This window comes from Ralstonia pickettii (assembly GCF_000607165.1).
Taxonomy (GTDB): domain Bacteria; phylum Pseudomonadota; class Gammaproteobacteria; order Burkholderiales; family Burkholderiaceae; genus Ralstonia; species Ralstonia holmesii.
Window position 1 is genome coordinate 1002697 of record NZ_JFZG01000024.1, and the last position, 24663, is coordinate 1027359.

The 24663-nt window shown below is 61.8% G+C and carries 16 protein-coding genes and 1 pseudogene; 13 read left to right on the forward strand and 4 right to left on the reverse strand.

The features are described 5' to 3' along the window. Positions 1-6: 6 nt before the first annotated feature. Positions 7-1746 carry a DUF2334 domain-containing protein gene (locus BG83_RS0122060; protein ID WP_024978769.1) on the forward strand — a complete coding sequence of 580 codons (1740 nt, stop codon included), beginning with the start codon at positions 7-9 and terminating at the stop codon, positions 1744-1746. A gap of 174 nt (positions 1747-1920) precedes the next feature. On the opposite strand, the gene BG83_RS0122065 is transcribed toward BG83_RS0122060, so the two are convergent. The 3 genes from BG83_RS0122065 to BG83_RS0122075 all read right to left on the reverse strand — a co-directional run bounded on the left by BG83_RS0122065 (position 1921) and on the right by BG83_RS0122075 (position 5586). Beyond that, entirely contained in the window at positions 1921-3801 is a 1881-nt protein-coding gene (locus tag BG83_RS0122065; protein WP_160169398.1) for a CocE/NonD family hydrolase, read from the reverse strand. Positions 3802-4321: 520 nt separating this feature from the next. Then, a complete protein-coding gene (locus BG83_RS0122070) occupies positions 4322-5008 on the reverse strand; it encodes a hypothetical protein (protein WP_024978771.1) in 687 nt (228 codons plus the stop codon). After that, positions 5005-5586: a hypothetical protein gene (locus BG83_RS0122075; RefSeq protein ID WP_024978772.1), complete on the reverse strand. Its 582-nt coding sequence runs from the start codon at positions 5584-5586 to the stop codon at positions 5005-5007. Before BG83_RS0122075 ends, BG83_RS0122070 begins: the two co-directional genes overlap by 4 nt. Before the next feature lie 1129 nt (positions 5587-6715). Between BG83_RS0122075 and BG83_RS0122080 the strand changes: the two genes are divergently transcribed. From BG83_RS0122080 to BG83_RS0122125, 10 genes are all read left to right on the forward strand, one after another. Beyond that, positions 6716-8200 carry an NAD-dependent succinate-semialdehyde dehydrogenase gene (locus BG83_RS0122080; protein WP_037032291.1) on the forward strand — a complete coding sequence of 495 codons (1485 nt, stop codon included), beginning with the start codon at positions 6716-6718 and terminating at the stop codon, positions 8198-8200. A 35-nt stretch (positions 8201-8235) separates the two neighbouring features. Continuing rightward, positions 8236-9405: an iron-containing alcohol dehydrogenase gene (locus BG83_RS0122085; protein ID WP_024978774.1), complete on the forward strand. Its 1170-nt coding sequence runs from the start codon at positions 8236-8238 to the stop codon at positions 9403-9405. 108 nt (positions 9406-9513) lie between these two features. Then, positions 9514-10977, forward strand: a complete 1464-nt coding sequence (locus tag BG83_RS0122090) for a flavin-containing monooxygenase (protein ID WP_024978775.1) — start codon at positions 9514-9516, stop codon at positions 10975-10977. A 12-nt stretch (positions 10978-10989) separates the two neighbouring features. Continuing rightward, a complete protein-coding gene (locus BG83_RS0122095; RefSeq protein ID WP_024978776.1) occupies positions 10990-11967 on the forward strand; it encodes an alpha/beta hydrolase in 978 nt (325 codons plus the stop codon). 680 nt (positions 11968-12647) lie between these two features. Next, complete coding sequence (locus BG83_RS0122100; RefSeq protein ID WP_024978777.1) at positions 12648-13061, forward strand: RidA family protein; 414 nt, start codon at positions 12648-12650, stop codon at positions 13059-13061. 56 nt (positions 13062-13117) lie between these two features. After that, the gene (locus BG83_RS0122105; protein WP_024978778.1) at positions 13118-14485 is read left to right on the forward strand and encodes a DUF1329 domain-containing protein; all 1368 of its coding nucleotides are present in this window, start codon (positions 13118-13120) and stop codon (positions 14483-14485) included. Positions 14486-14559: 74 nt separating this feature from the next. Beyond that, on the forward strand, positions 14560-16395 hold the full coding sequence (locus BG83_RS0122110) for a DUF1302 domain-containing protein (protein ID WP_024978779.1): 1836 nt from the start codon (positions 14560-14562) through the stop codon (positions 16393-16395). A 63-nt stretch (positions 16396-16458) separates the two neighbouring features. Further along, positions 16459-18819 (forward strand): efflux RND transporter permease subunit, encoded by a 2361-nt coding sequence (locus tag BG83_RS0122115; RefSeq protein ID WP_024978780.1) that lies wholly within the window; start codon positions 16459-16461, stop codon positions 18817-18819. Positions 18820-18832: 13 nt separating this feature from the next. Further along, the gene (locus BG83_RS0122120) at positions 18833-19804 is read left to right on the forward strand and encodes a WD40/YVTN/BNR-like repeat-containing protein (protein WP_024978781.1); all 972 of its coding nucleotides are present in this window, start codon (positions 18833-18835) and stop codon (positions 19802-19804) included. 105 nt (positions 19805-19909) lie between these two features. Beyond that, complete coding sequence (locus BG83_RS0122125; protein ID WP_235193237.1) at positions 19910-20722, forward strand: phytanoyl-CoA dioxygenase family protein; 813 nt, start codon at positions 19910-19912, stop codon at positions 20720-20722. A gap of 178 nt (positions 20723-20900) precedes the next feature. On the opposite strand, the gene BG83_RS0122130 is transcribed toward BG83_RS0122125, so the two are convergent. Next, positions 20901-22334 carry a TetR/AcrR family transcriptional regulator gene (locus tag BG83_RS0122130; protein WP_024978783.1) on the reverse strand — a complete coding sequence of 478 codons (1434 nt, stop codon included), beginning with the start codon at positions 22332-22334 and terminating at the stop codon, positions 20901-20903. Positions 22335-23052: 718 nt separating this feature from the next. On the opposite strand from BG83_RS0122130, the gene BG83_RS0122135 reads away from it, so the two are divergent. Both BG83_RS0122135 and BG83_RS29430 read left to right on the forward strand, forming a co-directional pair. Beyond that, positions 23053-24414, forward strand: a complete 1362-nt coding sequence (locus tag BG83_RS0122135) for an NAD(P)/FAD-dependent oxidoreductase (RefSeq protein WP_024978784.1) — start codon at positions 23053-23055, stop codon at positions 24412-24414. Positions 24415-24444: 30 nt separating this feature from the next. Beyond that, positions 24445-24546: pseudogene (locus BG83_RS29430) on the forward strand (SDR family oxidoreductase); the annotation flags it as partial. Positions 24547-24663 lie beyond the last annotated feature (117 nt).

The window sequence follows — 24663 nt, forward strand, 5'->3', positions numbered from 1 at the left end:
GCGATCATGAAAAAACTCATCCTGGCATGCATGCTCGCAGTCAGTCTCCTGCTGGCATTCCGGCCCATATCCATACCATCTGCCCAGGCTGCGGCGCCGATGAAGGTGCTTGTACTGTACGACGCGCCGCCTAACGACCCTTACACCAACCTGGGTCTTGCCTACGCAATCATGCTGCGCAACCTGCTGGGGCATTGGAATACCTCAGTCAGTCTGGTCCCGATCCAGAATTACACGGCGGGCTCCGTGCAGGCCAGCCAGGCCACCTTCTATCTGGGCGACTACTACAACAACACCATTCCCCCTGCGTTCCTGAGTGACGTGATGTCGACCACCTCCACCGTGGTCTGGTTCAAGTACAACCTGTGGGAGCTGGCCTGGGACACGGTCGATTACGCCAATCCAACCTTCACCCAGAAATTCGGCATCGCCTTCAACGAGGTCTATGGCTTCAACGGCAACGTCTATCCGTCGTCGAGCAATCCGAACCCGGGGTTCTTCGATACCGTGGCTTACAAGGGCATGTCGATGGTGAAGTACTACAACTTCAACGCGACGACGGGCGTGGTCAGCGCCGATCCGGACATCGGCGTCACGCAGGTCACTGACGCAACGAAGGCGAAGGTGCTGGTCAACATCACGGACAGCCAGACCGGAGCCGTGGCGCCCTACGTGGTCCGCTCGGGCAACTTCTGGTACTTCGCCGATCAGCCGTTTTCGTACATCGGCCCGCGCGACCGCTACCTGGCGTTCTGCGATCTGCTGCACGACATCCTTGGCGACAGCCCGTCAACGGTCTACACCCACCGGGCCATGGTGCGCTTCGAAGACATGAATGCGTACACCAGTACAAGCTCGATGAAGAAGCTGACGGATTATCTGTACAACAAGCACATTCCGTTCTCGATGGCGACGATTCCGGTCTACACCGATCCGAACGGGTATTACAACAACGGCGTGCCGGAGACGATCACGCTGGCCAACGCGACTGGGTTGAAATCGGCGATCAACTATGCGCTCAAGCGCGGGGGCAGGGTGATGATGCATGGCTACACGCATCAATACGAGAACGTGCCCAATATCGACAATGCGGTGAGCGGCAATGATTTCGAGTTCTGGTATGCGACGGCCAATACCCCGACCGACGACGACTCGCTCCAGTGGGCGGGCGGGCGACTGGACGCGGGCCTCCAGCAGTTCACCAGCAACGGTTACACACCGTTCGCCTGGGAGGCCCCTCATTACGAATCGTCGCCGCTGTCGATTGCCGCAGTACCGCCGCGCTTCAACTCGACCTACCAGCGCGTGGTGTACTTCGCGTGCACCAACAACACCACGAGCAGCGTCACTAACACCAATACCATCTGCAGCAATAGCGATCTGTACACGCTCAACTCAACCGCCAACAGTCACGCGTTCGCGGTCGGGCAGTTCTTCCCGTACGCGATCTATTCCGACTACTACGGCCAGCGCATCATTCCGGAGAACCTCGGCAACATCGAATACAACATCTGCAATATCGATCCGTTCTCGTGCCTGACGTACACCTGGCAGGACATCTACCTGAATGCCCAATATGCGTGGGTCGTGCGCGATGGTTTCGCGTCGTTCTTCTTCCATCCGTTCTGGTTGGACTCCGACATGTCGGGTACGGCTGCGTCCAACGCATTCCAGGATTTCCAGAGCCTGGTGAAAGGCATCTCTGGCCTCGGATACCAGTGGGTGGATGCAAGCACACTCAAATAGCCCCAAACGCATTTGGCAGGGCGGTGGGCACCACGTCACCGCCTTGCCTGTCCCTCGGGTGGGCGGCCGGCTGTCTCACCCCGCATCAGGTCAAAGCGGTGAGGGCAGGGCTGGGCCGGCTGCCCCACCCGCGGCGCCCGCTCAGTGGCACTCAGGCGATCACCGGCCGCTCCGTCACTGGCTGAGCCGGCTTCCGGGGTACGCACCCGGCACCAGGATCGGCAGCTCCACGTCGGTCGCAGACACGTTATAGACGTTTGGCACTGCCGCCGTCGACAGGTCGAGAGCCGATGTCACCGGAGGGATCTGCGTGCCGAGCGCAAAGTTGACGACGTTGGTCGCATTGGGCAGCGAGCTCGCGCTGACGATTGCCGCGTACTGAACGTGCTGCGGATAGAACAGCAGCCCGACCTGGTCGCCGTCCTGAAGCTGCTCTCCAATGGCGGGCAGCAGGACTGCGCCTGCGTTCAGCCCCGGATCATCCTGATGGTCGCCTTCTGCAAACGCCGTCACCTGGTCGTCCACCAGGATCAGCTTGCCGGCACGCTGAATGCCGACACCGACGTAAGCCACCGCAGCCTGGACCGCACCCGCTCCGCGTGTTACCGACAGGTCGGTGATACGGGGCACGCCGGCCAGCACCTGCCCGGTACCGCTGATGGTCGTGATCGGCACGAAGACCGGCCCGGCCGCACCCAGCGGCACCGACGCGGTCAGCGTGGATGCACTCGTGGGAATCGCCCCCGGCCCCGACAGCGAGCCCACGGGGATGCGGTCCATCTCCAAACCGACCGGCTGGGTATTGGGGGCGCCAACCGTATCCGCCACCGAGAGGCAAACCTTGGGGATCGCGTTGAACGTGTCGGAGTCGATGCCCTTCAACTGTCTGTCGAACCAGCTGAGGATCGACGCGACACCCACGACGCCGCCGCAATTGGCGGTGCCCTGCGACTGGCCCGCCAGCGGATTCATATGGCCGCCTTCGGTCGTCAGCACGCGCACATCCGCGCCGGTCGACGCGAAATACCGCGCGTTCATGTAGGCCTCTGTCACGTTGAACAGAACATCGCGGTTGCCCTGCAGGAACAGCGCTGGCACCTTGCGCAGTACTGCCTGGGTTTCGCCAAAGTTCCAGGGAAGGCCCGCACGCTGCTGGGCCTCGAAATAGCCCATGCCATGATCGAAGAAGAACTGGGTCAGCTCCGTGCCGGAGACGGGGCGCGGGTACGCCGTCGGCAGACTCGCCAGGTTGAACAGGTCTGTCTCCGTGCGGACGGTGCTGGCTAGCGGCCCCTGCACGCCGATGGTGTTGCACAGCGTTGCTACCAGCGGCGTATTCGATACGCCGTGCCCGCCCGGGCTTGCGGTCGTGGCGGTGCTGGCCAGCAGGCAAAGCAGCCCGCCGTAGGAGAGCTTCATGCCTTGGCCCGGCAGCAGGCTGTACAGCAGGTCATACCAGGTGCCGTTGGGCACGATGGTGTCGATGCGTGGGTCGAGCGCGGCCAGCGGCATCTGAAAACCGCCCCCGTAGCTGTAACCGATCGTGCCGACTTTGATGTCTTTTGGGATCCCGGTCTGCGGCTCGGTCTGCACGTACAGACTGTCGGCGTTGTCGTAGGCCCAATCCAGGATCGCGCGAGCGTCCTGAACTTCGGCGCGCGGATCGATGATGCGGGCATTGCCGCCGCCATTGGCGGGCACGCTGTCGCCGTGTCCGCGTTCGTCGTAGCTGATGACAACGTAGCCGTGATACGGCAGCGCCTGCACCAGTTCGTCGATCGACGTGAAATGCGGATCGCCCGGATGCAGATCGCCATTGGCTGCCAGGGTTTTCAGTCGATTGCCGCCGTAGCCATGGCTGTGCAGGACCACCGGAAAGCGATCGCCAGGACAGCGCGAGGGCAGCATGACCGAAAAGTAAACGCGGGTGGTTGGCGTTGGATTCGCGCTCGGGTCGAAGTCCGACGGCACCGGCACGACGATCGAGTTGTTGACCACACTCGGTGCCAGTGGTGTATCGCAGGCAGCCGACTGCGCGACAGGGGACGTTGCCACGACCGAGGAGGTCGCGGATCCTGAGGCGCCCGCCGTTGATGAATCAGATGCGCCGCCACCGCAGGCGGCAACGAGCAAACAAAGACTGGCTGCCAGGCAGCCGTTGCGGATGTGCAGCATGGGGTCTCCTCCTGCCTCGATCGGTGTCTTCTATGTACGTATGCCGAGGCTGCGAGGATTCTATTGACGCCGTTCTGTTTGAGACACGCTGTTTTTTAGAGCCTGTCATCGAAAGGGGCGCGCGATGCAGGTTAACCCGAGCGACAGTGGCTGTTCTCCCGATTAGCGAAAGCAAGAACTTTCATCCAAGCGCGGGGAAACCCCGACTGCGGGAGGCCGGTGAGGCGCTGTGGATTCGCCCGGGGGCGATGCAGAGATTGCAGGTGACAGGCTGATGCTGATCAGCCGTTCGTGTTGAAGCAGTAACTTTAATGGAGGCCGGCGAATCTACTGGCCCACACGTTATCCGTCGCGGTCAAAAAAACCTTCGACCATCAGGCCGAAGGTTTAGCACGTGAAATCAAAAACCGGACGACAGGTACTGTTCGCGCACCGCCAGCCCGGCGTAAGGCAAGTTGCTCGCGGTGACGATCGCCACGTAGTCGGAAAATCGGTACTGCAACCGTGCCGTCTGCAGTGGCGATCCGCTCAATACCTCTGGTGATGGATCACCCATTGTCGACGTCGGCATACCGAGCGCATTGCGCAGCGCATATCTCGCGCCATCCCAGGCGGCCGTTGTGTCGCCGGCGCTCATACCGCGTCGGTAGATGTCTATGCCGACGAGATGGCCACTGGGCCCGAAGCTGAGCCACAACTCGCTGACAGGCGGGCCGGAAAGACCGAGCTTATTGGCGTCCACACCTCGGCAGCGAAGATAGCGGTAGCCGTGTTTGACATCATCACAGGCTATGTCATTTTTGTATGCCCAGCGAGCGGCCTCCTCGGCGGTCGTGCGATCCAGTACGAATCCGCCCGGGACGGGGCGAGCCGGTGCGATCTGGTCTGTTCGAAGGTGCGCCAGGCCGCTGGCACGCAGTGCGCTGACTTGCTCCGCCGTGGTGGTGTCGACGGGGCAGGGGACGCCAAGCATCGCGAGCAGAGGGCGAGCCGCCTTCGAGTGCAATGCCCCGACCAGACCAATCGCAACCGCCAGCGCTGCAACACTGGGCATTGTGTAGCGCTGCAGCCAGCGGCGCGGGCTCATTGGCAGTTCTGGGCGGTGTTGGGGCCCAGATACTGAGGCATGGACGACACGATGGTCGACTTGAGGCCAGTGAGCACGGGTGCTACACGGGAGATGTAGGCATCCGGAACGCCATCGGTCTTCATGACAGCAGCGGCATCGGTGATGAACTGATCGAACACACAGCCAGGGATACCGACGTCGGAATGTGCTGTGGCCATGTCGTCACACATGACGGTGGTGCCGTCCGCCGCGACTTGTCCTGGATAGCTGAAGGGGCCACCAAACAACGCTTTGAACTGGAGGTTCAGGCAAGCCTTGAGACGCCCCACCGTGTCGTGTCCGGGCTGACCGATGTTGGCAAAGTACGGTGCTTCTTTGGGGTCTGCGAGCAGACCGGACACCGCGTCGTCGACCACCTTCGAAACGGCGGCCGGTGCACTTGCATCTCCGCCAAGTCCGGCCCACATGTCGGCGTTTTGCGGAAACTGTGCTGTCGACGCCGTCGATGCCATCGACATGGGCGCATCGTCGCCGCCTCCGCATGCGCTCAGCGTCGCGGTGGTCAACGTCAAAACCAGTAGCAGTGCTCGCTTCATGGGTCAATCTCCTTTGGCAGGGTATGGATCGGGCGCTGCGCAGCTTGTCTCAAGCCCGGCGCAGCGCTGATGTCATATACGTCTGCCATGCGAGATCGGATGCAGGATGGATCGAGCCACTGCAGAGTTTTGATGTGCGGACATGGTCCACGCTCACGCAGACTGCATCGAACCGCACTGGACCGTATCAATGCACGGAATTTCGTTGGAGCAGTGCGGCGATGTAAATCTAGGTGCAATGTCCCAGTCCGGAATGGCTATGCCGCGCCATTCGCAAGAAATAGCGCGCACTTTTACTTGTCCGGAAATTGCCGTCTTCTTCCCGTTAAGGCCAGCGCAACAAGTAAAGCGGTGAGCAAAAGGAATAAGGGCGGGGCGGCCAAGCGAAGATCAGCGCAAATAGGATGGACGAGCCGCTCCCCCAGTTCCACCATGGAATCGGTCAGTCTAGGGGTAGGCCCATTGGCGGCGTCACGAAGCCGCTTTGACACCGGGGTGTGAAAAGCACCTACCGGGGCTTCACCGGGCGTGGCGCTGGGCAAGTCTGATGCCACGGCAGGTACGCGCTCGCTGGTGATGGCCTCGATTGACTTGAGGCCCCCGCTTCGTACGCTGCACACCTGGGACGTTACTAGCGAATTCCGTACTGCTGTCCACCTTGGTGGGCGTCAACAACGCCTCTCGTCTCCTTCAGTCGTTCAAACCCACATAGACGGCAACGAGGTGTCCACCTCGATTGTCGGAGCGCAAGCACGTGCAAAGGCCCGCGCCCGAACAGTCACGCCTGCATGTCCCGCAACACGCCCAACTCACTCGATTCGACATCATCTGCGCCTGATTCCGTCGGTGTTTTCCCTAACCTTTATTGCGTTGAGTTTAGGCCGTTAAGCCGCTAATATTTGGCCGATTCAACGTGCTTTATAGGCCGACAAAACGTAATAATAGGAGGTTTGTCGGGACCGAGACGTTGGGGCTGGCTCCTTGCATGTGGCGCTGCAACTGACTGTCATCCTTTGCGCCTGTACCAGCGCGTCGTTATGGCGTACCGATATCTGGTTCGCCAGCCTCGGCATGGCTTGCCCGAATGCTTTCTGCGAAGCGTCATCCATTCCATATGCAGTTCAACGTAATGAACCTCGACACCCAAGCTACTGCAGTGCTCCAAGACAGCCTGCGCGACTCTTCACTGCTCGAAACGCGCGCCTGGTTGGCCTCGGGATGGCAAGAGGCATCCAGCGGACGCTCGTTTGCAGTGACCAATCCTGCCACGGGCGAGATCCTGGCCCGCGTGGCCAGCCTGAGCGGTGCCGAGGTTGAATCGGCAATCACGGCCTCCGCAGAAGCGCAGGCCGTGTGGCAGCGCCGCAGCAGCCACGAGCGGGCCAAGCTGCTGCGTGCCTGGTTCGATCTGATGATTGCCAACGCCGACGACCTGGCTCTGATCATGACCTCGGAGCAGGGCAAACCGCTGGCCGAAGCGCGCGGCGAGATCCTTTACGCGGCGTCGTTTGTCGAGTGGTTCGCGGAAGAGGCGAAGCGCATCTACGGTGACGTCGCATCGCATCCGCAGACCGACAAGCGGATCCTCGTCATTCGCCAGCCGGTCGGTGTTTGCGCGGCCATCACGCCGTGGAATTTCCCGGCGGCGATGATCACCCGCAAGGTGGCACCAGCCCTTGCCGCGGGCTGCTCGATTATCGTGCGGCCGGCCGACCTGACGCCGCTGACCGCGCTTGCGCTGGCAGTGCTGGCTGAGCGTGCGGGCATTCCTGCCGGCGTGCTTCAAATAGTGTGCGGCCCTTCGCGCGAGATCGGTGCAGTCCTGACGGCCAGCCCGGTCGTACGCAAACTGTCCTTTACAGGCTCGACCGAGGTTGGTCGCGTGCTGATGAGCCAGTCGTCGCCGACGATCAAGCGGCTGTCGCTCGAGCTGGGTGGCAACGCCCCGTTCATCGTGTTCGACGATGCGGATCTCGATGCCGCCATCGAAGGCGCGATGGCGTCGAAATACCGCAACAGCGGCCAGACCTGCGTATGCGCCAACCGCTTCCTGGTGCAGGACGGCATCTACGACCGCTTCGTCGAGGCGCTGGTGCGCCGCGTGGCGGAGCTCAAGGTCGGCAATGGCGTCGAGCCAGGCGTGCAACAGGGGCCGCTGATTCAGAAGTCCGCGTGCGAACACCTGCAAGCCATGATCGACGATGCCGTCGACAAGGGCGCGAAGGTCGTCATCGGCGGCAAGGGCCATGCATTGGGCGGCACGTTCTTCGAGCCGACCGTGATTGCCGGCGCCACGCCAGACATGCGCGTGGCGCGCGAGGAACTGTTCGGTCCGGTCGCTCCCGTGTTCCGCTTTCGCGATGAAGCCGAGGCGATTGCGCTGGCCAATGACACCGAGTACGGCCTGGCCGCCTATCTCTACACCCGCGACAACGCACGCATCTGGCGCGTTGGTGAAGCACTGGAGTACGGCATGGTGGGCCTGAACACCGGTCTGATTTCCAACGAGGTGGCCCCGTTCGGCGGCGTGAAGCAGTCCGGCCTCGGCCGCGAGGGCTCGCGATACGGCATCGACGAATACCTGGAAATCAAGTACCTGTGCGCGCAGGTCTGAGCACGGCGTAACCGACAGCATCAAAGAGCAAAAGAATGGCTCAATTCCAACAGCCGGTACGCTTCGACACGGTCCCGTCCATCCTCCAGGAATGGGGCGCCGCCCGCCGCCTCGGAGAAATCCTGGCCACATGGACAGAGCGCCGCAGTGTGCTGGTCGTCACTGATGGTGGCCTGCACGAAGCCGGGGTGCTGGAGAACGCCAAGGCATCGCTGGCGACAGCCGGCTTCCGCGTGACCGTTTTCGACGAGGTGGTAGCCGATCCGCCTGAGGCGGTGCTGCTGCGCTGCGTCGAGCATGCGCGCGCGGCTGGTGTCGATCTCGTGATTGGTCTGGGTGGCGGCTCGTCGATGGACGTTGCGAAGCTGGCGGCCGTGCTGCTTGTTTCCGAACAGCCGCTGGCCGAGATGTATGGCATCGGAAACGTCAAGGGCACACGCGTGCCGCTGGTGCAGATGCCGACCACGGCCGGTACCGGTTCGGAGGTCACCAACATCTCCATCGTGTCGGTCGGCGAGACGACCAAGATGGGAATCGTCGCGCCCCAGCTTTTCGCGGACCGGGTGATCCTGGACGCCGAGCTGACGGTCGGCCTGCCGCGTCAGCACACTGCGGCCACGGGGATCGACGCCATGGTTCACGCCATCGAGGCTTACACCAGCAAGCACAAGAAGAACGTCATCTCCGACGCGCTGGCGCGTGAGGCGCTACGCCTGCTGTCGGCCAATTTGCTGGCTGCATGCGAGAACGGTAACGACCGGAGCGCGCGCGAGGCGATGCTGCTTGGCGCGACGCTCGCCGGCCAGGCCTTCGCCAATGCGCCGGTTGCGGCCGTCCATGCGTTGGCGTATCCGCTGGGTGGGCATTTCCATATCCCGCACGGTCTGTCGAACGCGCTGATGCTTGGGCCCGTGTTGCGCTTCAACGCAGCAGCAGCGGCCGCGCAGTACGCAGAGCTGGCCGGTGCGCTAGGCGTCGGTCATGCCGATGCCGATGACGAAGCCCGCACCGAGGCCTTTATTGGATTCATGGAGGATCTGATGGATCGGTCCGGTGCGCCGCGGCGGCTGCGCGATGCAGGTGTCACGCGCGAAAGCCTGGCGATGCTTGCTGCGGACGCCATGCAACAGCAGCGCCTATTGCAGAACAACCCGGTGGAGGTGCGGCAAGCCGACGCCCTGCAGCTCTACGAACAGGCGTACTGAAGAGAGAGTGGGGCGCTCGCTGGACCGGTGCAGACCGGCATCCACCAATCCATTGCAATAAAGGGGCCCGCCGTCTGGCGGGGCCCGCAGCACAGGAAGTGAAGCATCATGAGTAACGTGGAAACCAACGGTCACTACAAGGTTGTCGTCCTCGGCGCCGGATTCGGCGGGTTGGGCATGGCGGCGCAGTTGAAGCAGGCGGGCATCGATGATTTCGTCGTGCTCGAAAAGCGCCCGGCGCTGGGCGGTGTTTGGCGCGACAACTCCTACCCTGGCGCGGCGTGTGACACCGAATCGCACCTCTATTGCTACAGTTTCCACCCGCATTTGCGCGTGAGCGCCATGTACGCGGGCCGCGACGAGCTGCTCGGCTACATGGAATCGCTCGCAGACCGCTTCGGACTCGATGCCCACTTGCGCTTCAACAGCGAAATCCGCAGCGCGGTTTGGGACAAGGCTGATCGCCTCTGGCGCTTCGAACTGGCCGACGGCTCGCGCCTGACCTCGCGCTTCTTCGTGCCGGCCTGGGGCCAGCTCAACCGACCGTTGATTCCCAAGGTGCCGGGACTGAACACCTTCAAGGGGGAATACTTTCATTCCGCCGACTGGCGCCATGATGTGGACCTGCGCGGCAAGCGCGTCGCCAGCATTGGTAACGCGGCCAGCGCGGTGCAGTACGTTCCCGAGATTGCCCCGGTGGTGAACCATCTGACCGTGTTCCAACGCAGCGCCAACTGGATCATGCCGCGCAATCAGATTGTCTTCACCACGGAACAGCTCGATGAATTTCAGCGCGATCCGGCACTGTTCGAAAAGAGCCGCGAGCGGCTGCATGCATTCCGAGAGTCAGGCTTCGAGCGCACCCGCGTCGGCACCGATGCGCAGCGCGAAGGCAAGCGCCTGGCGCTGGAGCATTTGGAGCGTAGCGTGGCCGACCCGGCCCTGCGTGCCAAGCTCACGCCAGGCTATGAATTTGCCTGCAAGCGCATTCTGCGCTCCGACGACTACTATCCCGCTCTGACGCGCGACAACGTCACGCTCGAGACGGCCGGAATTGAGGCGTTTGTGGAAGAGGGCATCCTGACCAAGGATGGCCGCGTGCACGCTTTCGACGTCGTGGTATTCGGCACCGGTTTTGAGAGCCAGGCATTCCAGGGTGACCTGCAGGTCAGCGGCCTCGACGGTTCGCTGGCCGATGCCTGGGCCGACGGACCGCAAGCGTATCTCGGCATGGCGGTACCGGGCTTCCCAAATCTCTTCATGATCTATGGCCCGAACACGAACCTGAACCACAACTCCATCCTCTCGATGCTGGAGATCCAGCAGCGCTACATCATCGATGCGATTCGCGGCATCGAGGCCTCGGGCGTTGGTGCGTGCCAGATCAGCAAGGCGCGATCCGACGACTACAACCGTGCGCTGCAGACGGCGATGGGCGGCTCGGCATTTTCCGCCGACTGCTCAAGCTGGTACAAGAACGCCCAGGGCAAGGTCATCAACAACTGGTCTGGCACGGTGGACGAGTACCGCGCGGCGGTGCGCTGGGACCTCGGCGCATTCGAGCAGGTTTGACGGGGCAGGGACGTGTCTTCGGAACTCTCCTGGCAGCCGCTAAGCGAGGTGGCGGAAGATGCACAGCCCCTGGTGCAGGCGTTTCGCGAAGCGGGCGGCCTGCACTACGGCAGCCTGGCGCCGGAGCCTTCGCGCGCGAACTTTGCCCGGGCCTGCAGCCTGAATGGCTTGAACGACATCGACGGCGTTGACCACCGCGACATCATGGTGCCTGTGACCGACGGTGAGATTCGGGTGCGCCTGTACCAACCAAACGAGGCGGAGTGCGCGGGCGGCAAGGGGCCCTTGGTCGTGTTCCTGCACGGCGGTGGCTGGGTGATCGGCAGCATCGACACGCATGACGGCATTTGCCGGCTGCTGGCCCGGCAAAGCGGCTGCATCGTCGCGTCGGTGGAATATCGTCTGGCCCCGGAACATCAATGGCCAGTGCCGCTTCGGGACTGCGAGGAGGCACTCGGCTATTTGGTCGCCAATGCGGCAGCGTTGTCCATTGACGCCAGCCGCGTGGTGCTGGCTGGAGATAGCGCGGGCGGCAATATGGCGACCATCATCAGCAACGCGCCGGCTACAGGGGCGTACCAGGTCGTAGGCCAGGTGCTGCTCTATCCGGTGACGGACCTGACAGCAAGCCGGCCCTCCTACGGCCGCTTCCGAGTCGGACTGCCGCTCGTCGCAGAATCGATGCGATGGTTCCGCGATCTGTACGTGCCAGCGGGCACGCCGCTTGACCAGCCTGCCTTGTCACCGCTGCTACACGCAGAGGGCCGCCGCCAGCCACCGATGTTTATCGCTACCGTCGGCCTGGACCCGCTCTGTGACGAAGGCATTGAATACGCGGCAATGGCGGCGCGAGCAGGTGGCTTGCTGGAGCATCACCACCTACCTCGTCACATGCACGGCATTTTCACGGCGGCAGGGCGCATCAGCACTGCGCAGAATCTGCTAGAGCGCGCAGGCTTATTCATTCGCCGACTGTCTTCGCATTCGTGAAGCGTTGCTTCTGATGGGCGACGATGAGGCCGCCTTCTTCTGATGTGTAGGCATGCGAGCTAGCGCGTGTGCTGATCGCTGCGGCAGGAATGCCGCGCCCATCCTGCCGGTCTTGACTCGCACTTCGGCAATTTGCTAGGCCTGCAAGGACCGCCCGCGTGATTCGCGGCCCCCCGCGCTTGAACACGGAAATCCCGACGCGCCTGGCGATGGAACTAGCCTCGTCGTGAGTGGCGCCTCTCTCAGTTGTTCCTTTCCCAGCTCTCCGTCTGATGCCAACGCGGCACGCGCGCGTGCTGGGAGCCTCGCGCCGCTGCGCTCGAACGGCCGAATCCCCACCCGCACGCGTAAGTAAATCGATTGGACATCGTTTGCGTCTTGTTTGGTTGGTGTTTTCCCTAGCTTTTGTCACCTTGATGATAGGCCGGTGCAACGCTAATATTTGGCCGTACTAACGTTGTTTTTAGGCCGTAAATACGTACTCGCAAGGCGATGCTCAGGTTAGGGGCGCCCAGGTCGGTGCCGCACCGAGCGTCACAGGCCCGTGCTGGCTTCCTTGGCGGCGAGGTGATCTGCAAATGGCAGCCAGAAAACAGCTGCCGGGGCTACAGCGCTGTGGGCGTCTTCTTCTGCTCTGCACTCCTGTTTCCATCAACGCATCTAGCAGGGAGGCTCAGGCCATGGCTGCGAGCAATAAACGTCAATCGATCGTCCCGGCCCCTTTCCAAGGGCACTACGACGCGTATCACTTCTCGCCGGCAACGCGTGTGGGCGACATGGTTTGGGTATCCGGCCAGGTTGGCGTGAACACGGACATGAAGCCTGCCGAAGGGATGCAAGCGCAGGCGCAGATCGCTTTCGAATGCCTGAAGCTGGTTCTCGAAGAGGCGGGCGCGAGCCTGGCCGATGTCGTTGAGCTCACAACGTTTCACACGGACCTGCATGGCGACATCGATGCGTTTATCGCCGTCAAGGACCAGTACTTCCCGAGCCGCTATCCGTCGTGGTCAGCGGTGGGGGTGACGCAGTTGGCCTTGCCTGGATTGCTGATCGAGATTCGCGCAACGGCCGTAGCCGGATCCGGAGAGGAATGAGCGCTTGAGGCGGCCGGACATGCTGGCTGCAAGGCGAGAGATATTGGAAGGAGCCCATGATGAAGAAGCAACGCATTGAAGTCGTATCCGCAATCGCGGCCGCAGTATGTTTTGCGATCGGTACCGCCGCCATGGCGGAAGACCTCACTCCTGAGGGCGCTGATCGATCTGCCAGCAAGGACGGTAGCGTCCCCGTTTATGCCGGCAAGCAATCCCCCGAAGCCGGATGGGAGTGGGGCAAGGTTCGCGGTGATTTCTGGAAGCACAAGAGCGAGAAGCCTCTGTACTCGATCGATGCGTCAAACATCGACAAGTACGCGGACAAGCTGACGCCCGGCCAGATCCAGCTCCTCAAGCAGAAGAAGGGCTATCGCATGGACGTGTATGCGTCGCATCGCGAATGCCAGGTGCCCGACTTTGTTGCGCAAAACTCCAAGGCAAATCTGACCGGAGCGAAGCTGGATTCGACGGGGGAGCAACTGCAGACCGCAACCCTTCCGGGTGTTGTATTCCCGCAGCCTAAGAACGGCGCAGAAGCGATCCTGAACTACATGTATCGCTACCACGGTGAAGGTCTGGAATGGCCGAAGATGGTCACCTCCATTTCCCCACGCCCGGGCAGCAACGAATGGATCGACGTGATCTCTCCGCAGCATGCCTTCGTCCCCTGGGGCAAGCCGGGCAAGACGACGCCACAGGATGTTGATCAGCTCAGCAGTGCCGCCTTCTTCAAGATGGAATCGCCACCGGCGCTGGCAGGACAGGCTTTTGTACAGCGGCAGTTCTTCAACAAGCCATCGGAGACGTTCTACTACTTCCCGGGCCAACGTCGCGTGCGCCGCATGCCGGCCTATACGCACGATGCGCCGGTCATCGGCATGGAGAACCAGTACCTGATCGATGAGGCCAACATGTTCTACGGCACCATCGACCGGTTCAACTGGAAGCTCGTCGGCAAGAAGGAACTGCTGGTGCCGTACAACGCGTTCGGGATGTACAAGTTCAAGGAAAAGCTGCACGACGTTGCTACACCAGACGGCGTCGCTTCGAGCAATCGTCGCTACGAAATGCACCGCGTCTGGGTGGTCGAGGCCACGCTCAAGCCGAGCGCGCGCCATGTTGCATCCAAGAAGGTCTTCTACCTCGATGAAGACAGCTGGCTAGCCCTCGTCGGCGAAGACTACGACGCCCAGGGCAAGTTGTGGAAGGTGCGCGAAAGCTACCCGATTCCGGTGTGGGAGCTGGGCGGCACGTGCGACAACATGCCGTTCGTGATGTACGACCTCAGCAACGGCCGCTACGTGATGGATCAAACGACGTTCGGCCAGGGCAAGGACATTCATTGGTACGAGCAGATCAATGATCCGCGCTTCAAGACGGATTTCTTTACCGCAGAAACACTGCGCGCGGTGAGCGAGCGCTGAACGTGGCCGCATGAGCGGGGGCCGGCACGCGCTTGAGGAGGGGCGTGCCGGTATCAAAACGGGTTGGAGGAAAAATGAATACCAAGAAGATGTCCACGCGGACAGCGATTTCGCTCGCCGTGCTGGCAGCAACAACGTCTGCAGCGCAGGCCTACGACTTCACGATGGGCACGGACGAGGCGGTGAAAGGCTCGCTGGTGAGCAACATCACAGCCGGCGTGGCAACGCGGACGAAGAGCCCGAGCTGTGCACTCACGGGCGATCCGAACGCAAACGGCTGCGGCGCTGCGGCCAACACTGACCAGTGGGGTGCCGGCGACAACGGCGATTTGAACTATCGCCGATGGAAGCCCTACAGCACGTACCTGAGCGCGACCAGCGAGCTGCTGCTGACGATGCCCAGCGAGGGGTTGAAGTTCATGGCGCGCGGCACGGGCATGTACGACTTCATGGCCAAGAACACCGAGCGCACGCCGCTGTCGAGTGATGCGAGGGCGCAGGTGGTTTATGACGCGCACGTGCTTGATCTATGGGCGCAGAAGGACTTTACCGTGGCGGATCAGAACGCCCACGTCCGTATCGGCAACCAGGTCATCAACTGGGGCGAGAGCATGTTTGCCATGGGCGGTATCAACGCCACCAACTCGCTCGATGTCCAGAAGCTCCTGATTCCGGGCTCGCAGCTCAAGCAGGCGCTGCTACCTGCGCCGATGGTGAGCTTTGCCACGAATCTCTCGCATGGCCTCAGCACCGAGGCTTATTACCAGTTCATCTGGAACGGCAACCGCATGCCGCCGGTTGGCTCCTTCTGGTCGGCGTCCAACGTTGTGGGCCGTGGTGCTGAGCCTTTCACCGTGAACACGACGAACTTCAATGCGAACGGCCCGAGTGCAGGCACGGTCGCAGGCCAGAACGGTTTGAACAGCCACGACCCGGGCACCATTGCGGCGATCAACAACGGCCTGGTCAATGGCGACTTCGCTGGCCCCCCTTCGTTCTCGATCGGGCTGCCGGTCTCCAACAAGCTGCCTTCGAAGTACAAGCCGCAATTCGGTGTGAAGTTCAACTACGTGCCGACCTCCATCGACGCGAACTTCGCGTTCTACTACGAGAACTACACCGACAAGTCGCCCGTGTTGGCCTCGTTCGCGAACAACACGGCGCAGTGGTCGTATCAGCAGAATCGTCAGCTGTTTGGGATCAGCGCGAACTTCCCCGTCGGACCCTGGGCGGTGGGGACGGAACTGTCGTATCGCCCGCGCGACGCGGTGGCGCTTTCGGGCTGCTACGGCGCGGGCGGACCGATGGACCTGAACGTGAACCCGGCCGGTGTCGACTGCCAGCAGTGGGTGGACCGTAAGAAGCTGCAATTCGGCATCAACGGCATTCTGGCGCTCACGCGCAGCGAATATCCGTTCCTCAAGATGATCGGAGCGGATTCGGCCTCGCTGACCGCAGAAGCGACGATGGTCTACTACCCAGGCCTGGGTGGCAGCGTGACACGCACCGTCAACGGCGTGCAGGTCATGCAGGCGCCGCAGGCTGGTTATCTGACGTGGCTGAACAACAACTCGGGCACGGGTTACCCCATCGGCATGCGGCAGGGTACGGCAGCCTCGGGCGGTGTGACGGTCGACTTCAACTGGACGTATGACGGCACGCTGGTGCCGGGCTGGCAGGTGACGCCTGGCGTGACATTCAACGCCGCGCTGTACGGCTACACGCCGACGTTCAACGCCAACTACATGCAGGGGGCGAAGTCCGCCAACTTCTACGTGCTGTTCAACCAGAACCCGACGGTCTGGCAGGCGGGCATCAACTTCACGGCGTTCTGGGGCGGGCACAACACGGTGGGCAATCCGTATTCGGATCGCAACTTCATCGGCGCATTCGTCACGCGCAACTTCTAACGCGTTCGTGTCGGGCGGCGGCGCACGCGGTGCGCCGCCAGGAATACTTGAAGGGGTAGTGTCGTGTTGAATCGTCTTGTTGCGGGGCTGGAAAAAGCCTTCTTCGGTCACCGCGCGATCGTGCTGGCGGTGATTGGCCTATTCACTGCAGGCATGGCCGTGTTTGCCGTGCAACTGCGCATGGATGCCGGCTTCGAGAAGCAGATGCCGATCGGCCATGAGTACATCCAGACGTTCCAGAAGTACCGGAACGATCTGCTCGGGGCCAACCGAATCACGGTGGTGGTGCGCGCGAAGAAGGGCTCAATCTGGACGCCGGAGGGGCTTACACGGTTGTACAACGTGACCCAGGCCGTCATTTACCTGCCGAACGTGGATCGCATCGGTGTGCGTTCGCTGTGGACGCCCAACGCGTTCGTCAACGAGATCACCGAAGAAGGCTTCCGCGCCGAGCCGATCATCTCGGGCAACATCACACCCGATCAGCTGACGCCTGAAGTCGTTTCTAACATTCGTCGCGCGACCACGCTCGGCGGCTACGTGGGCACGCTCGTCTCGCACAACGAAGACAGCGCGATGATCACCGCGGAGCTCAATGAGCGCGACAGTGCAGGCAAGGTGCTCGACTACGTGGCGTTCAACCACACGCTCGAAGACAAGATCCGCAAGCCGTTTGAAGATGCCGGCTACGAGGTTCAGATCATCGGCTTCGCCAAGCAGATCGGTGACATTGCCGATGGCGCCAAGGGCGTGCTCGTCTTCTGCGCGATCGCGCTGCTGCTGACGGCCCTCTCGGTGTACTGGTACTGCCATTCGGTGCGCTTCACGGTGCTGCTGATTGTGTGCTCGTTGAGTTCACTCGTCTGGCAGTTCGGCACGCTGCGGTTGCTGGGCTTCGGGCTGGATCCGCTCGCGGTGCTGGTGCCGTTCCTGGTCTTTGCCATCGGGGTGTCGCACGGCGTGCAGCAGGTCAACTTCATCGTGCGCGAGATTGCCCGCGGCAATAGCTCGTACGACGCTGCACGCCACAGCTTCAGCGGTCTGCTGATCCCGGGCGTGCTGGCCCTCGTGACGGCCTTCGTCTCGTTCATCACGCTGCTGCTGATCCCGATTCCGATGGTGCGGGAGCTGGCCATTACGGCCTCGCTGGGCGTGGCCTACAAGATCGTGACGAACCTGATCCTGCTGCCGGTGGCCGCCTCTTGCTTCAACTTCACGCAAGCCTACGCGCAGAGCGCACTCAAGCGTGCGGCTTGGCGCTCGGCGGTCCTGCGCCCGCTGTCCAAGGTGGCGCAGCCAAAGTACGCCGGCGTCACGCTGTTGATCACGTTGGTGGTGTTTGGGCTGGCGGTCTGGCAAAGCCGCGACCGTGTGATCGGCACGCTGCAGCCGGGTGCGCCTGAGTTGCGCGAGGAAGCGCGCTTCAACCGGGATGCGACGTCGATTGCCGGCAACTACGACATGGGGCTCGATTGGCTGTCGGTGGCGATCGAGTCGAACGGCAAGGCGTGCGACAACCCGGCCGTCGGTTTGTATGAGGACGAGTTCACCGCCGCCATGCGCACCGAGCCCGGGGTGGTCTCCGCCCAGTCGTACTCGGGGATGCTGCGCACCTACAACGCGGGCTACAACGAAGACTATCCAAAGATGAACGTCGTGCCGATCGACCCCGAGAACTACGGGGCCGTGTCGGTCGATGTGGCACGCCTGAAGGGCTTCATGACAGCCGACTGCAGCATGACGGCTGTCCATCTTTACCTGACCGATCACAAGGCGATGACGATCAACCGGATCCTGGATGACATCAAGCAGTACCGCGCATCGCATCCGTTCCCGGGTATCAAGATCCGCCTCGCGGCGGGCAATGCCGGCGTGCTGGCCGCCACAAATGACGAGGTGGAGCACAGCGAGCTGCCGATGATGCTGTACGTGTACGCCGCCATCGTGATCCTCGTGTTCCTGGCTTACCGCGACTGGCGCTCGATGCTGGCCTGCTGCGTGCCGCTGACGGTCGCCACCTTCATCGGCTACTGGTTCATGAAGGAACTCAAGATCGGCCTGACCGTGGCAACGCTGCCGGTGATGGTGCTGGCTGTCGGCATCGGCGTGGACTACGCGCTGTACATCTACAACCGCCTGCAGCGGCACTTGGCCGAAGGCGATCCGATTGAACGGGCGATGGAGCGCGCGCTGGAGTTCGAGTGCGTGGCGACGATCTTCACTGCCATCACGCTGGCCGTTGGTGTGGCGACGTGGAGCTTCTCGGCCCTGAAGTTCCAGGCCGACATGGGCAAGCTGCTGGCCTTCATGTTCATCGTGAACCTGGTGATGGCGATGACCGCGCTGCCGGCGCTGGCCTCGGTGCTGGAGCGCTGGTTCCCCCGGCGCAAGCCTGCGCGTGCGCCGGGCCTGCTGAGCCACTGAACGAGAGACAGCCATGATGAAAACGATCCTTACCAGCATCACGCTGTGCGCGGCTGCCGCAGTGTTTGCACAAACGCCCGCCGAAGGCACGGTCGCCACCTGGAGCGTCAAGCCCGCGCATACGTGGCCCGCGCCGACGCACTGCATGCTGCTGGACGCCACGCGCGCCGGCAAACGCATCGTCGCCGTGGGCGAGCACGGCATCGTTCTGCTCTCCGACGACGAAGGCAAGACGTATCGGCAGGCACACTCGGTTCCAGTGTCCGCCACGCTATCCGCTGTCTCCTTTGCCGATGAACAGCACGGCTGGGTAGTCGGTCAGTGGGGCGTGATTCTCGCGACGAGCGATGGCGGTGAAACGTGGCAAAAGCAGCGCATGGACACGGCCGTCGATCAGCCGCTGTTCTCCGTGCTTTTTACGAACGACCAGGATGGCATTGCAGTTGGGCTGTGGTCTTTGATGCTGCAGACCCACGACGGCGGTAAGACGTGGATGAAAACGACGTTGCCAAAACCCCCCGGGGGCGGCAAGGCCGACCGCAACCTGTACCGCGTGTTTGCGGATGGCAAGGGCGCGTTCTACATCTCTGCCGAGCAGGGGACGGTGCTCAAGTCGGCCGATGGCGGCGCCACTTGGGATTATCTCGCAACGGGGGGCAAGGGTTCGCTGTGGTCGGGTGTGGCCATGCCAGATGGACGGGTTGTGGTGGGTGGTCTGCTCGGCAGTCTGTTCCAGAGCAGCGATGGTGGGGCGACCTGGCAACCGTTGAAGGCCGAGACGAAGAGTTCGATCACCGGTCTTGTAGCGTCGGGTAACGGGTTCGTTGCGGTCGGGCTGGATGGGCTCGTGCTCAAGCAGCGTGAAGACGGCGCGCCGCTGGCGGTGGCACAGCGTGAAGATCGCCCAGCACTAACCGCTGCGGTGATCGGTGCGGGTGGCAAGCCGATTCTGTTTTCGAAAGAGGGCGTGCTTGCCGGCCTCTGAGGCCAGTTAATGCGCACACACGTCTCCCCGTGTCTCCCGACATCGTCGAGACGGGTTCGTTATTCAACGAGGTAAGCAGGGGTTCACATGCATGTGAGAGAGCAGATGAAGCTGGAGCTGGCGCGCGATGGTGCCACCGTCGCCCGGGGCCTGTTTTCCCCCGAGCGCCTTAAGCGGATGCGCGAGGCGTTCGATTACGGGATTGCCCACCCCAGCCCGCAGCACGGCTACGCCTTTGCAGGCACGCCGGATGAGCATTTCAACGACTACGGCAACTTTGACAACCGTGATGTACACGTCGCGACGGTCAAAGCGTTGGGGCTCGATGAATTTGTAGCGTCGCTCTGGGATTCCGAGCATGTGTGGTTCATCGGCGAGGAGCTCTTCATCAAGAAGGGCGGCAGGGCCGGCCGATCACCGTGGCACCAGGACACTTCGTACTATCCGTTCAGCGGGCCGCAGTTGCTCAACATCTGGACGTGCTTTGAGAAGATTCCCCGCAAGAATGCGCTAGAGGTCGTGCGAGGCTCTCACCTTGGAGCGCAGTACAACGGTACCTCCTACAACGACCCTAACGATCACACCAAGCCGCTGTGGGCCAACACCGATTGGCCTCTACTGCCCAACATTGAGGCCGACCGTGCAAAAGACCCAGCCTCGTGGGACGTTGTCTCCTGGGATCTGGAGCCGGGCGATGCGCTGTTGTTCCACTCGGGCTCGCTGCACGGCGGTGCGCCCGTGACCCCGGATTGCCCGGATCGCCATACGCTGGTTTACCGGTTCTACGGCGACAAGCTGTTTTACCGGCCCCTGCCAACCGGGGGATGCAACTACGGCTACGACATCAGCAATCTCAACAATCCGTCGCTGACGCCGGGCGAGCCGTTCCGGGCGCCTTACTGCACGCAGGTGCGGTGAGGCAAGCAAAGGCGTCGTCTCGGCGGCGTGGGCCATCGCCAAGCCCCTTTAAACCAGCGAACACAGCAATCCGATGCGATTGAAAACGTACGCTGGTGACGTCTCCTAGATCCTAGCTTTGGTCTCCTCTGGGGTCTTTTGATGCCGTGGCAGCACGGCATCTTTTTTTTGTCTTGCTTTACAGAACGTCGTTGGGAGCGATCCGCCCTTGCGCGATGAGCGCGGTCATCACCATGACCAGTTCGAACGCGCGGTCCTCGCTCACCGATTGATGCTGGGCGTCAAACCTCAGCACCGTGACGCCGTCCAGCAGTGCTGTGATGAGCGTTGCGCGAGCGAGGCATTCCCGCGCGGTTGCTGTCGCGTCGACTTCCCGGATGAGGTCGGCCCAGACCACCCGGTAGGCGGCATAGCCGCTTCTCACCTTTTCACGCGTGATATCCGAATGCTGGGCCAGCGCCCACATCTCCGACCACAGCTGCTGCACCGCAGGAACACAGGTTTCCTCGAAGTTTTCTGCGGCAATTTCGAGCATGCGCTCCAGCGCCGGTTTGCCGCTCGGTTTGCCGATCTCCGAGTAACGGTCCAGATAAGCCTGCCCAACCGCTTCCATTGTCGAACGGAGCAAATCGTCATGGGTCGGGAAATAGTTCTGAAGCGCCGATGGCAGGGTGCCAAGTTCTCTTGCCACCCGTGCCAGGGTGAAATTTGCATAGCCTTCCGTCGCCAGCAGGTTGGCGGCGGTGGAGATGATCTCGTTGATCTTGAGCTCTCTGCGTTTGCCCTGGGCCGTCGGCCGGTAATGGAAGCTGTCTTGAGTCGACTGACGCGTGCGCAATTCCAGTAGGGCCGGCTGCAGGTACCCGTCAGATCCAAACACGCTGACACGGGCATCGCTACCGTCGTGCAGTGTGCGTGGACGACGAAGAGGTACCTCGCTCTGCAGCGTTGCGGCTGAAGCACTCACGACCATCTTGACGGCGCGCTTCGCAACACGAGCGAGCTCGACATAGTCTCTTCCCGGGTAATCGCCGTGGGATGCGAATAGCGTCATGCCGTCCATCTGCGCGCCGATCACGGCAGCACGCACCAGACATTCTTCGTGACTCAACGTGGGGTGGAGTTCCGACAACAACTTCGCAAAGATCTCTCGAAAACGCGCCTGCATATCGTCGAGCAGTTCTGCGACAAAGGCTTCATGCGAAGCGAATGCCCAGATCTCCACCATGAATTTCGGCAGATCGGTTTCGTTGATGTTCTGGAAGATGCGATTGATCAGCGCGGAGCAACGTTGTGCCGCCCCCGTGCCCGGACGACTCGCAATCGCTGTGTAGTCCTCCATGACCTGGCTCATATAGGCCGGGAGCACCGTGCGAAGCAATTCTTCTGTCGTTCGAAAGTAATACTGCAGATTTCCATGGGTGATGCCCATGCGATCCGCTACACGGCGTATTGCGAATCCGGCATAGCCGTCTTCTTGAAAGACCTGGCGCGCGGTATCGATGATCTCGCGAATGCGCTGTTCCCGATTGCGCCGTGTTGATGACCGCACGGCGGACTTGGCTCCCTCCGAATGGTCAGGGGTTCCTTGCTTGACCGCGCTGTTTTGCACGTTGACTCTCCCGTGGCTTATACAAAACTTCCGCAAATTATAGGCCTATCCGACGGAATGGGAGAAACGTAGCTGCTTTCCCTCTGATCTTGCGCATAAGTCATGTCTGCTTGAGTGCGCAGGTCACACACCTCCGTCTTTAACTCGAATACTTGGCAGGAACAGTCCACGCCAACCTTGCGCTGCAAAACACTTTGGTTGGTGTGCCTAGCCATCCTGCGCCTTGCAGCGTGCGAAGTTGAGTCGGCTCGACAGCGTTTGCGTCTCCCTTGGTCGGTGTTTTCCCTAGTTTGCTTGCCCTTGAGTGTAGGCCGGTGCGCCGTTAATATTAGGCCGGTGTAACGCAAATAAAGGGCCAGTAATACGCTCATGTAAGGCAAATGTAGGCCGCGCAATCAGGTGAAGGATTTCGTGCATCGCAGGGCTGGTTGCGTGCGCAATGCCTTCCAGGAAGGGCTGAACGGCTTCCCAACTTGATGGTGGAACAGAAGAAGGGCGGCGGCTCTTCTCTGTCGCTCGGCGCATGGGCGCCGGCTTCAACTGACGTGGAGCGCACCGCGGCGATTGATCCACGTTTGACCTTACCCAACCCACACCAGAAGAAGTCGTAGGAGGCAACCATGGCAAAGCACCCCGTCGTCGTGCATGGAGGGATGAAAAGCTGCGAAGAAGCTGCGCTGGTCGCCCACATCTTGAGCAGGGATTGAGGAAATCCGAAATGAGTATGGATCTTGAGCGTGGTAAAGAGCGCGCCGACCTGGGGAAGTATCGGGCGCTGGGTGGCTGGGTGGAAAAGCCGGACGACATGCAGCACGCGCTGGAGGGCAACGTCAGCGCGGATGTGGTGATTGCCGGTGCCGGTTTTGCAGGTCTTTCTGCGGCGCTGGAGCTCACCAGGCTGGGCGCGAACGTCGTTGTGATTGAGCGGGATTTCGCCGGCTTCGGCGCAAGCGGACGAAACGCAGGCTATCTGGCCGGCGCCATGGCGCTCGAATACGACCTCATGTTCAGGGGCCTCAGCAAGGAACGGGCGACGCAGATCGTCCGCTACTACGACGACGCTGTCGGCTTCGTGGAAGGCAAGCTCAAGGAACACGATATCGACTGCGAATACGTGCAGTCCGGGTGGATCCGGGCGGGCGTCCATCCGTCGCAGGAGAAGAGGATCCGCGCGGATATGCAGGTCGGTATCGAACACGGCCACAAGTCGGAATTTCTGGATCACGCGCAGATGCGCGCGCGCGGCATTCCGTCGGCGTTTCTATTTGGCGAATACACGCCGGCCGGCGGAACGCTTCATCCAGGCAAATACGTCATGGGGCTGCGCCGTGCCGCGCTGCGGGCTGGCGTGAAGCTCTACGAGAACACGCCGCTCCTGTCTTACACCGACGGCCCGGTCATTCGGGTGCAGACTCCGCGCGGTAGCGTCAGCGCCCCGGTGCTGATGCTTGCCACCAACGCCTACACGCCGCAGCTCGGTTTGCTTGCAAACAAGGTGGTGCCCTTGCGGATCTCGGCAATCGAGACCGAACCGCTGTCCGCGGTGCAGTTGGCCTCGCTGGATTGGCCAAGGCGCGAAGGCATCGTGACGGGCCACTACAGCATGGAAAGCTTCCGCCTGACGGCACGCAACACAATCATCTCCACCGTCAAGCGCATCCACTATCCGTACGGCTCGGAGACGCCGAACGTGCCCGCCTACGACCAGTATCGAGCGCTGCGAGCAAACCTCCATGAGCGTTTGCCCGCCTTGAAGGACATCGCATTACGGCATTGCTGGAGCGGCTACATCAGCACCGCCGGCAACGCGCTGCCCGTGGTCGGCACAACCGGCGCAAACCAGAACATTTACTACACCGCCGGGTGTTCTGGCCATGGCCTGGCCAGTCAATCCATGCTCGGAAACATGCTTGCCCAGAAGATTCGCGGTACCGAGCCGCCGCTACTGGCAGCGCTGCGTTACGACACGCCCACGCTGCCGCCGGAGCCGTTCCGCTGGTGTCTCGTCAATGGGGCTCTGGCCGCGGCAAACACATTGGACGATCGGTTGAACCGCAAGGTGCGGGGCGCTGCAGCCTGAAGGCGAGCGCTTTCTGCGACCGCGCGACGGAGGCCAAATGAAATCGCAAACGTCTATGCGTTCCTCGCCTCCGATGAGGCCAGCGTTATCAACGGAGAAGCGATCGAAGTGTCGGGAGAACTCTCGACCTAGTTGCGATCAGAGCGGGTTCGCAGTTGTTCAGCCATCAACATCAACGTGAGGTAACACCATGTCCGTCAAGCGTTTCCCCAACTCAGCAACGCCCTCTGAACTTGCATCCGTCATTGA

Excerpts from the sequence above, each read along its gene's own strand:
- BG83_RS0122060 (WP_024978769.1), top strand. The coding sequence starts at position 7 with ATGAAAAAACTCATCCTGGCATGCATGCTCGCAGTCAGTCTCCTGCTG.
- BG83_RS0122070 (WP_024978771.1), bottom strand. The coding sequence starts at position 5,008 with ATGAGCCCGCGCCGCTGGCTGCAGCGCTACACAATGCCCAGTGTTGCA.
- BG83_RS0122075 (WP_024978772.1), bottom strand. The coding sequence starts at position 5,586 with ATGAAGCGAGCACTGCTACTGGTTTTGACGTTGACCACCGCGACGCTG.
- BG83_RS0122080 (WP_037032291.1), top strand. The coding sequence starts at position 6,716 with ATGAACCTCGACACCCAAGCTACTGCAGTGCTCCAAGACAGCCTGCGC.
- BG83_RS0122085 (WP_024978774.1), top strand. The coding sequence starts at position 8,236 with ATGGCTCAATTCCAACAGCCGGTACGCTTCGACACGGTCCCGTCCATC.
- BG83_RS0122090 (WP_024978775.1), top strand. The coding sequence starts at position 9,514 with ATGAGTAACGTGGAAACCAACGGTCACTACAAGGTTGTCGTCCTCGGC.
- BG83_RS0122100 (WP_024978777.1), top strand. The coding sequence starts at position 12,648 with ATGGCTGCGAGCAATAAACGTCAATCGATCGTCCCGGCCCCTTTCCAA.
- BG83_RS0122105 (WP_024978778.1), top strand. The coding sequence starts at position 13,118 with ATGATGAAGAAGCAACGCATTGAAGTCGTATCCGCAATCGCGGCCGCA.
- BG83_RS0122110 (WP_024978779.1), top strand. The coding sequence starts at position 14,560 with ATGAATACCAAGAAGATGTCCACGCGGACAGCGATTTCGCTCGCCGTG.
- BG83_RS0122120 (WP_024978781.1), top strand. The coding sequence starts at position 18,833 with ATGATGAAAACGATCCTTACCAGCATCACGCTGTGCGCGGCTGCCGCA.
- BG83_RS0122125 (WP_235193237.1), top strand. The coding sequence starts at position 19,910 with ATGAAGCTGGAGCTGGCGCGCGATGGTGCCACCGTCGCCCGGGGCCTG.
- BG83_RS0122135 (WP_024978784.1), top strand. The coding sequence starts at position 23,053 with ATGAGTATGGATCTTGAGCGTGGTAAAGAGCGCGCCGACCTGGGGAAG.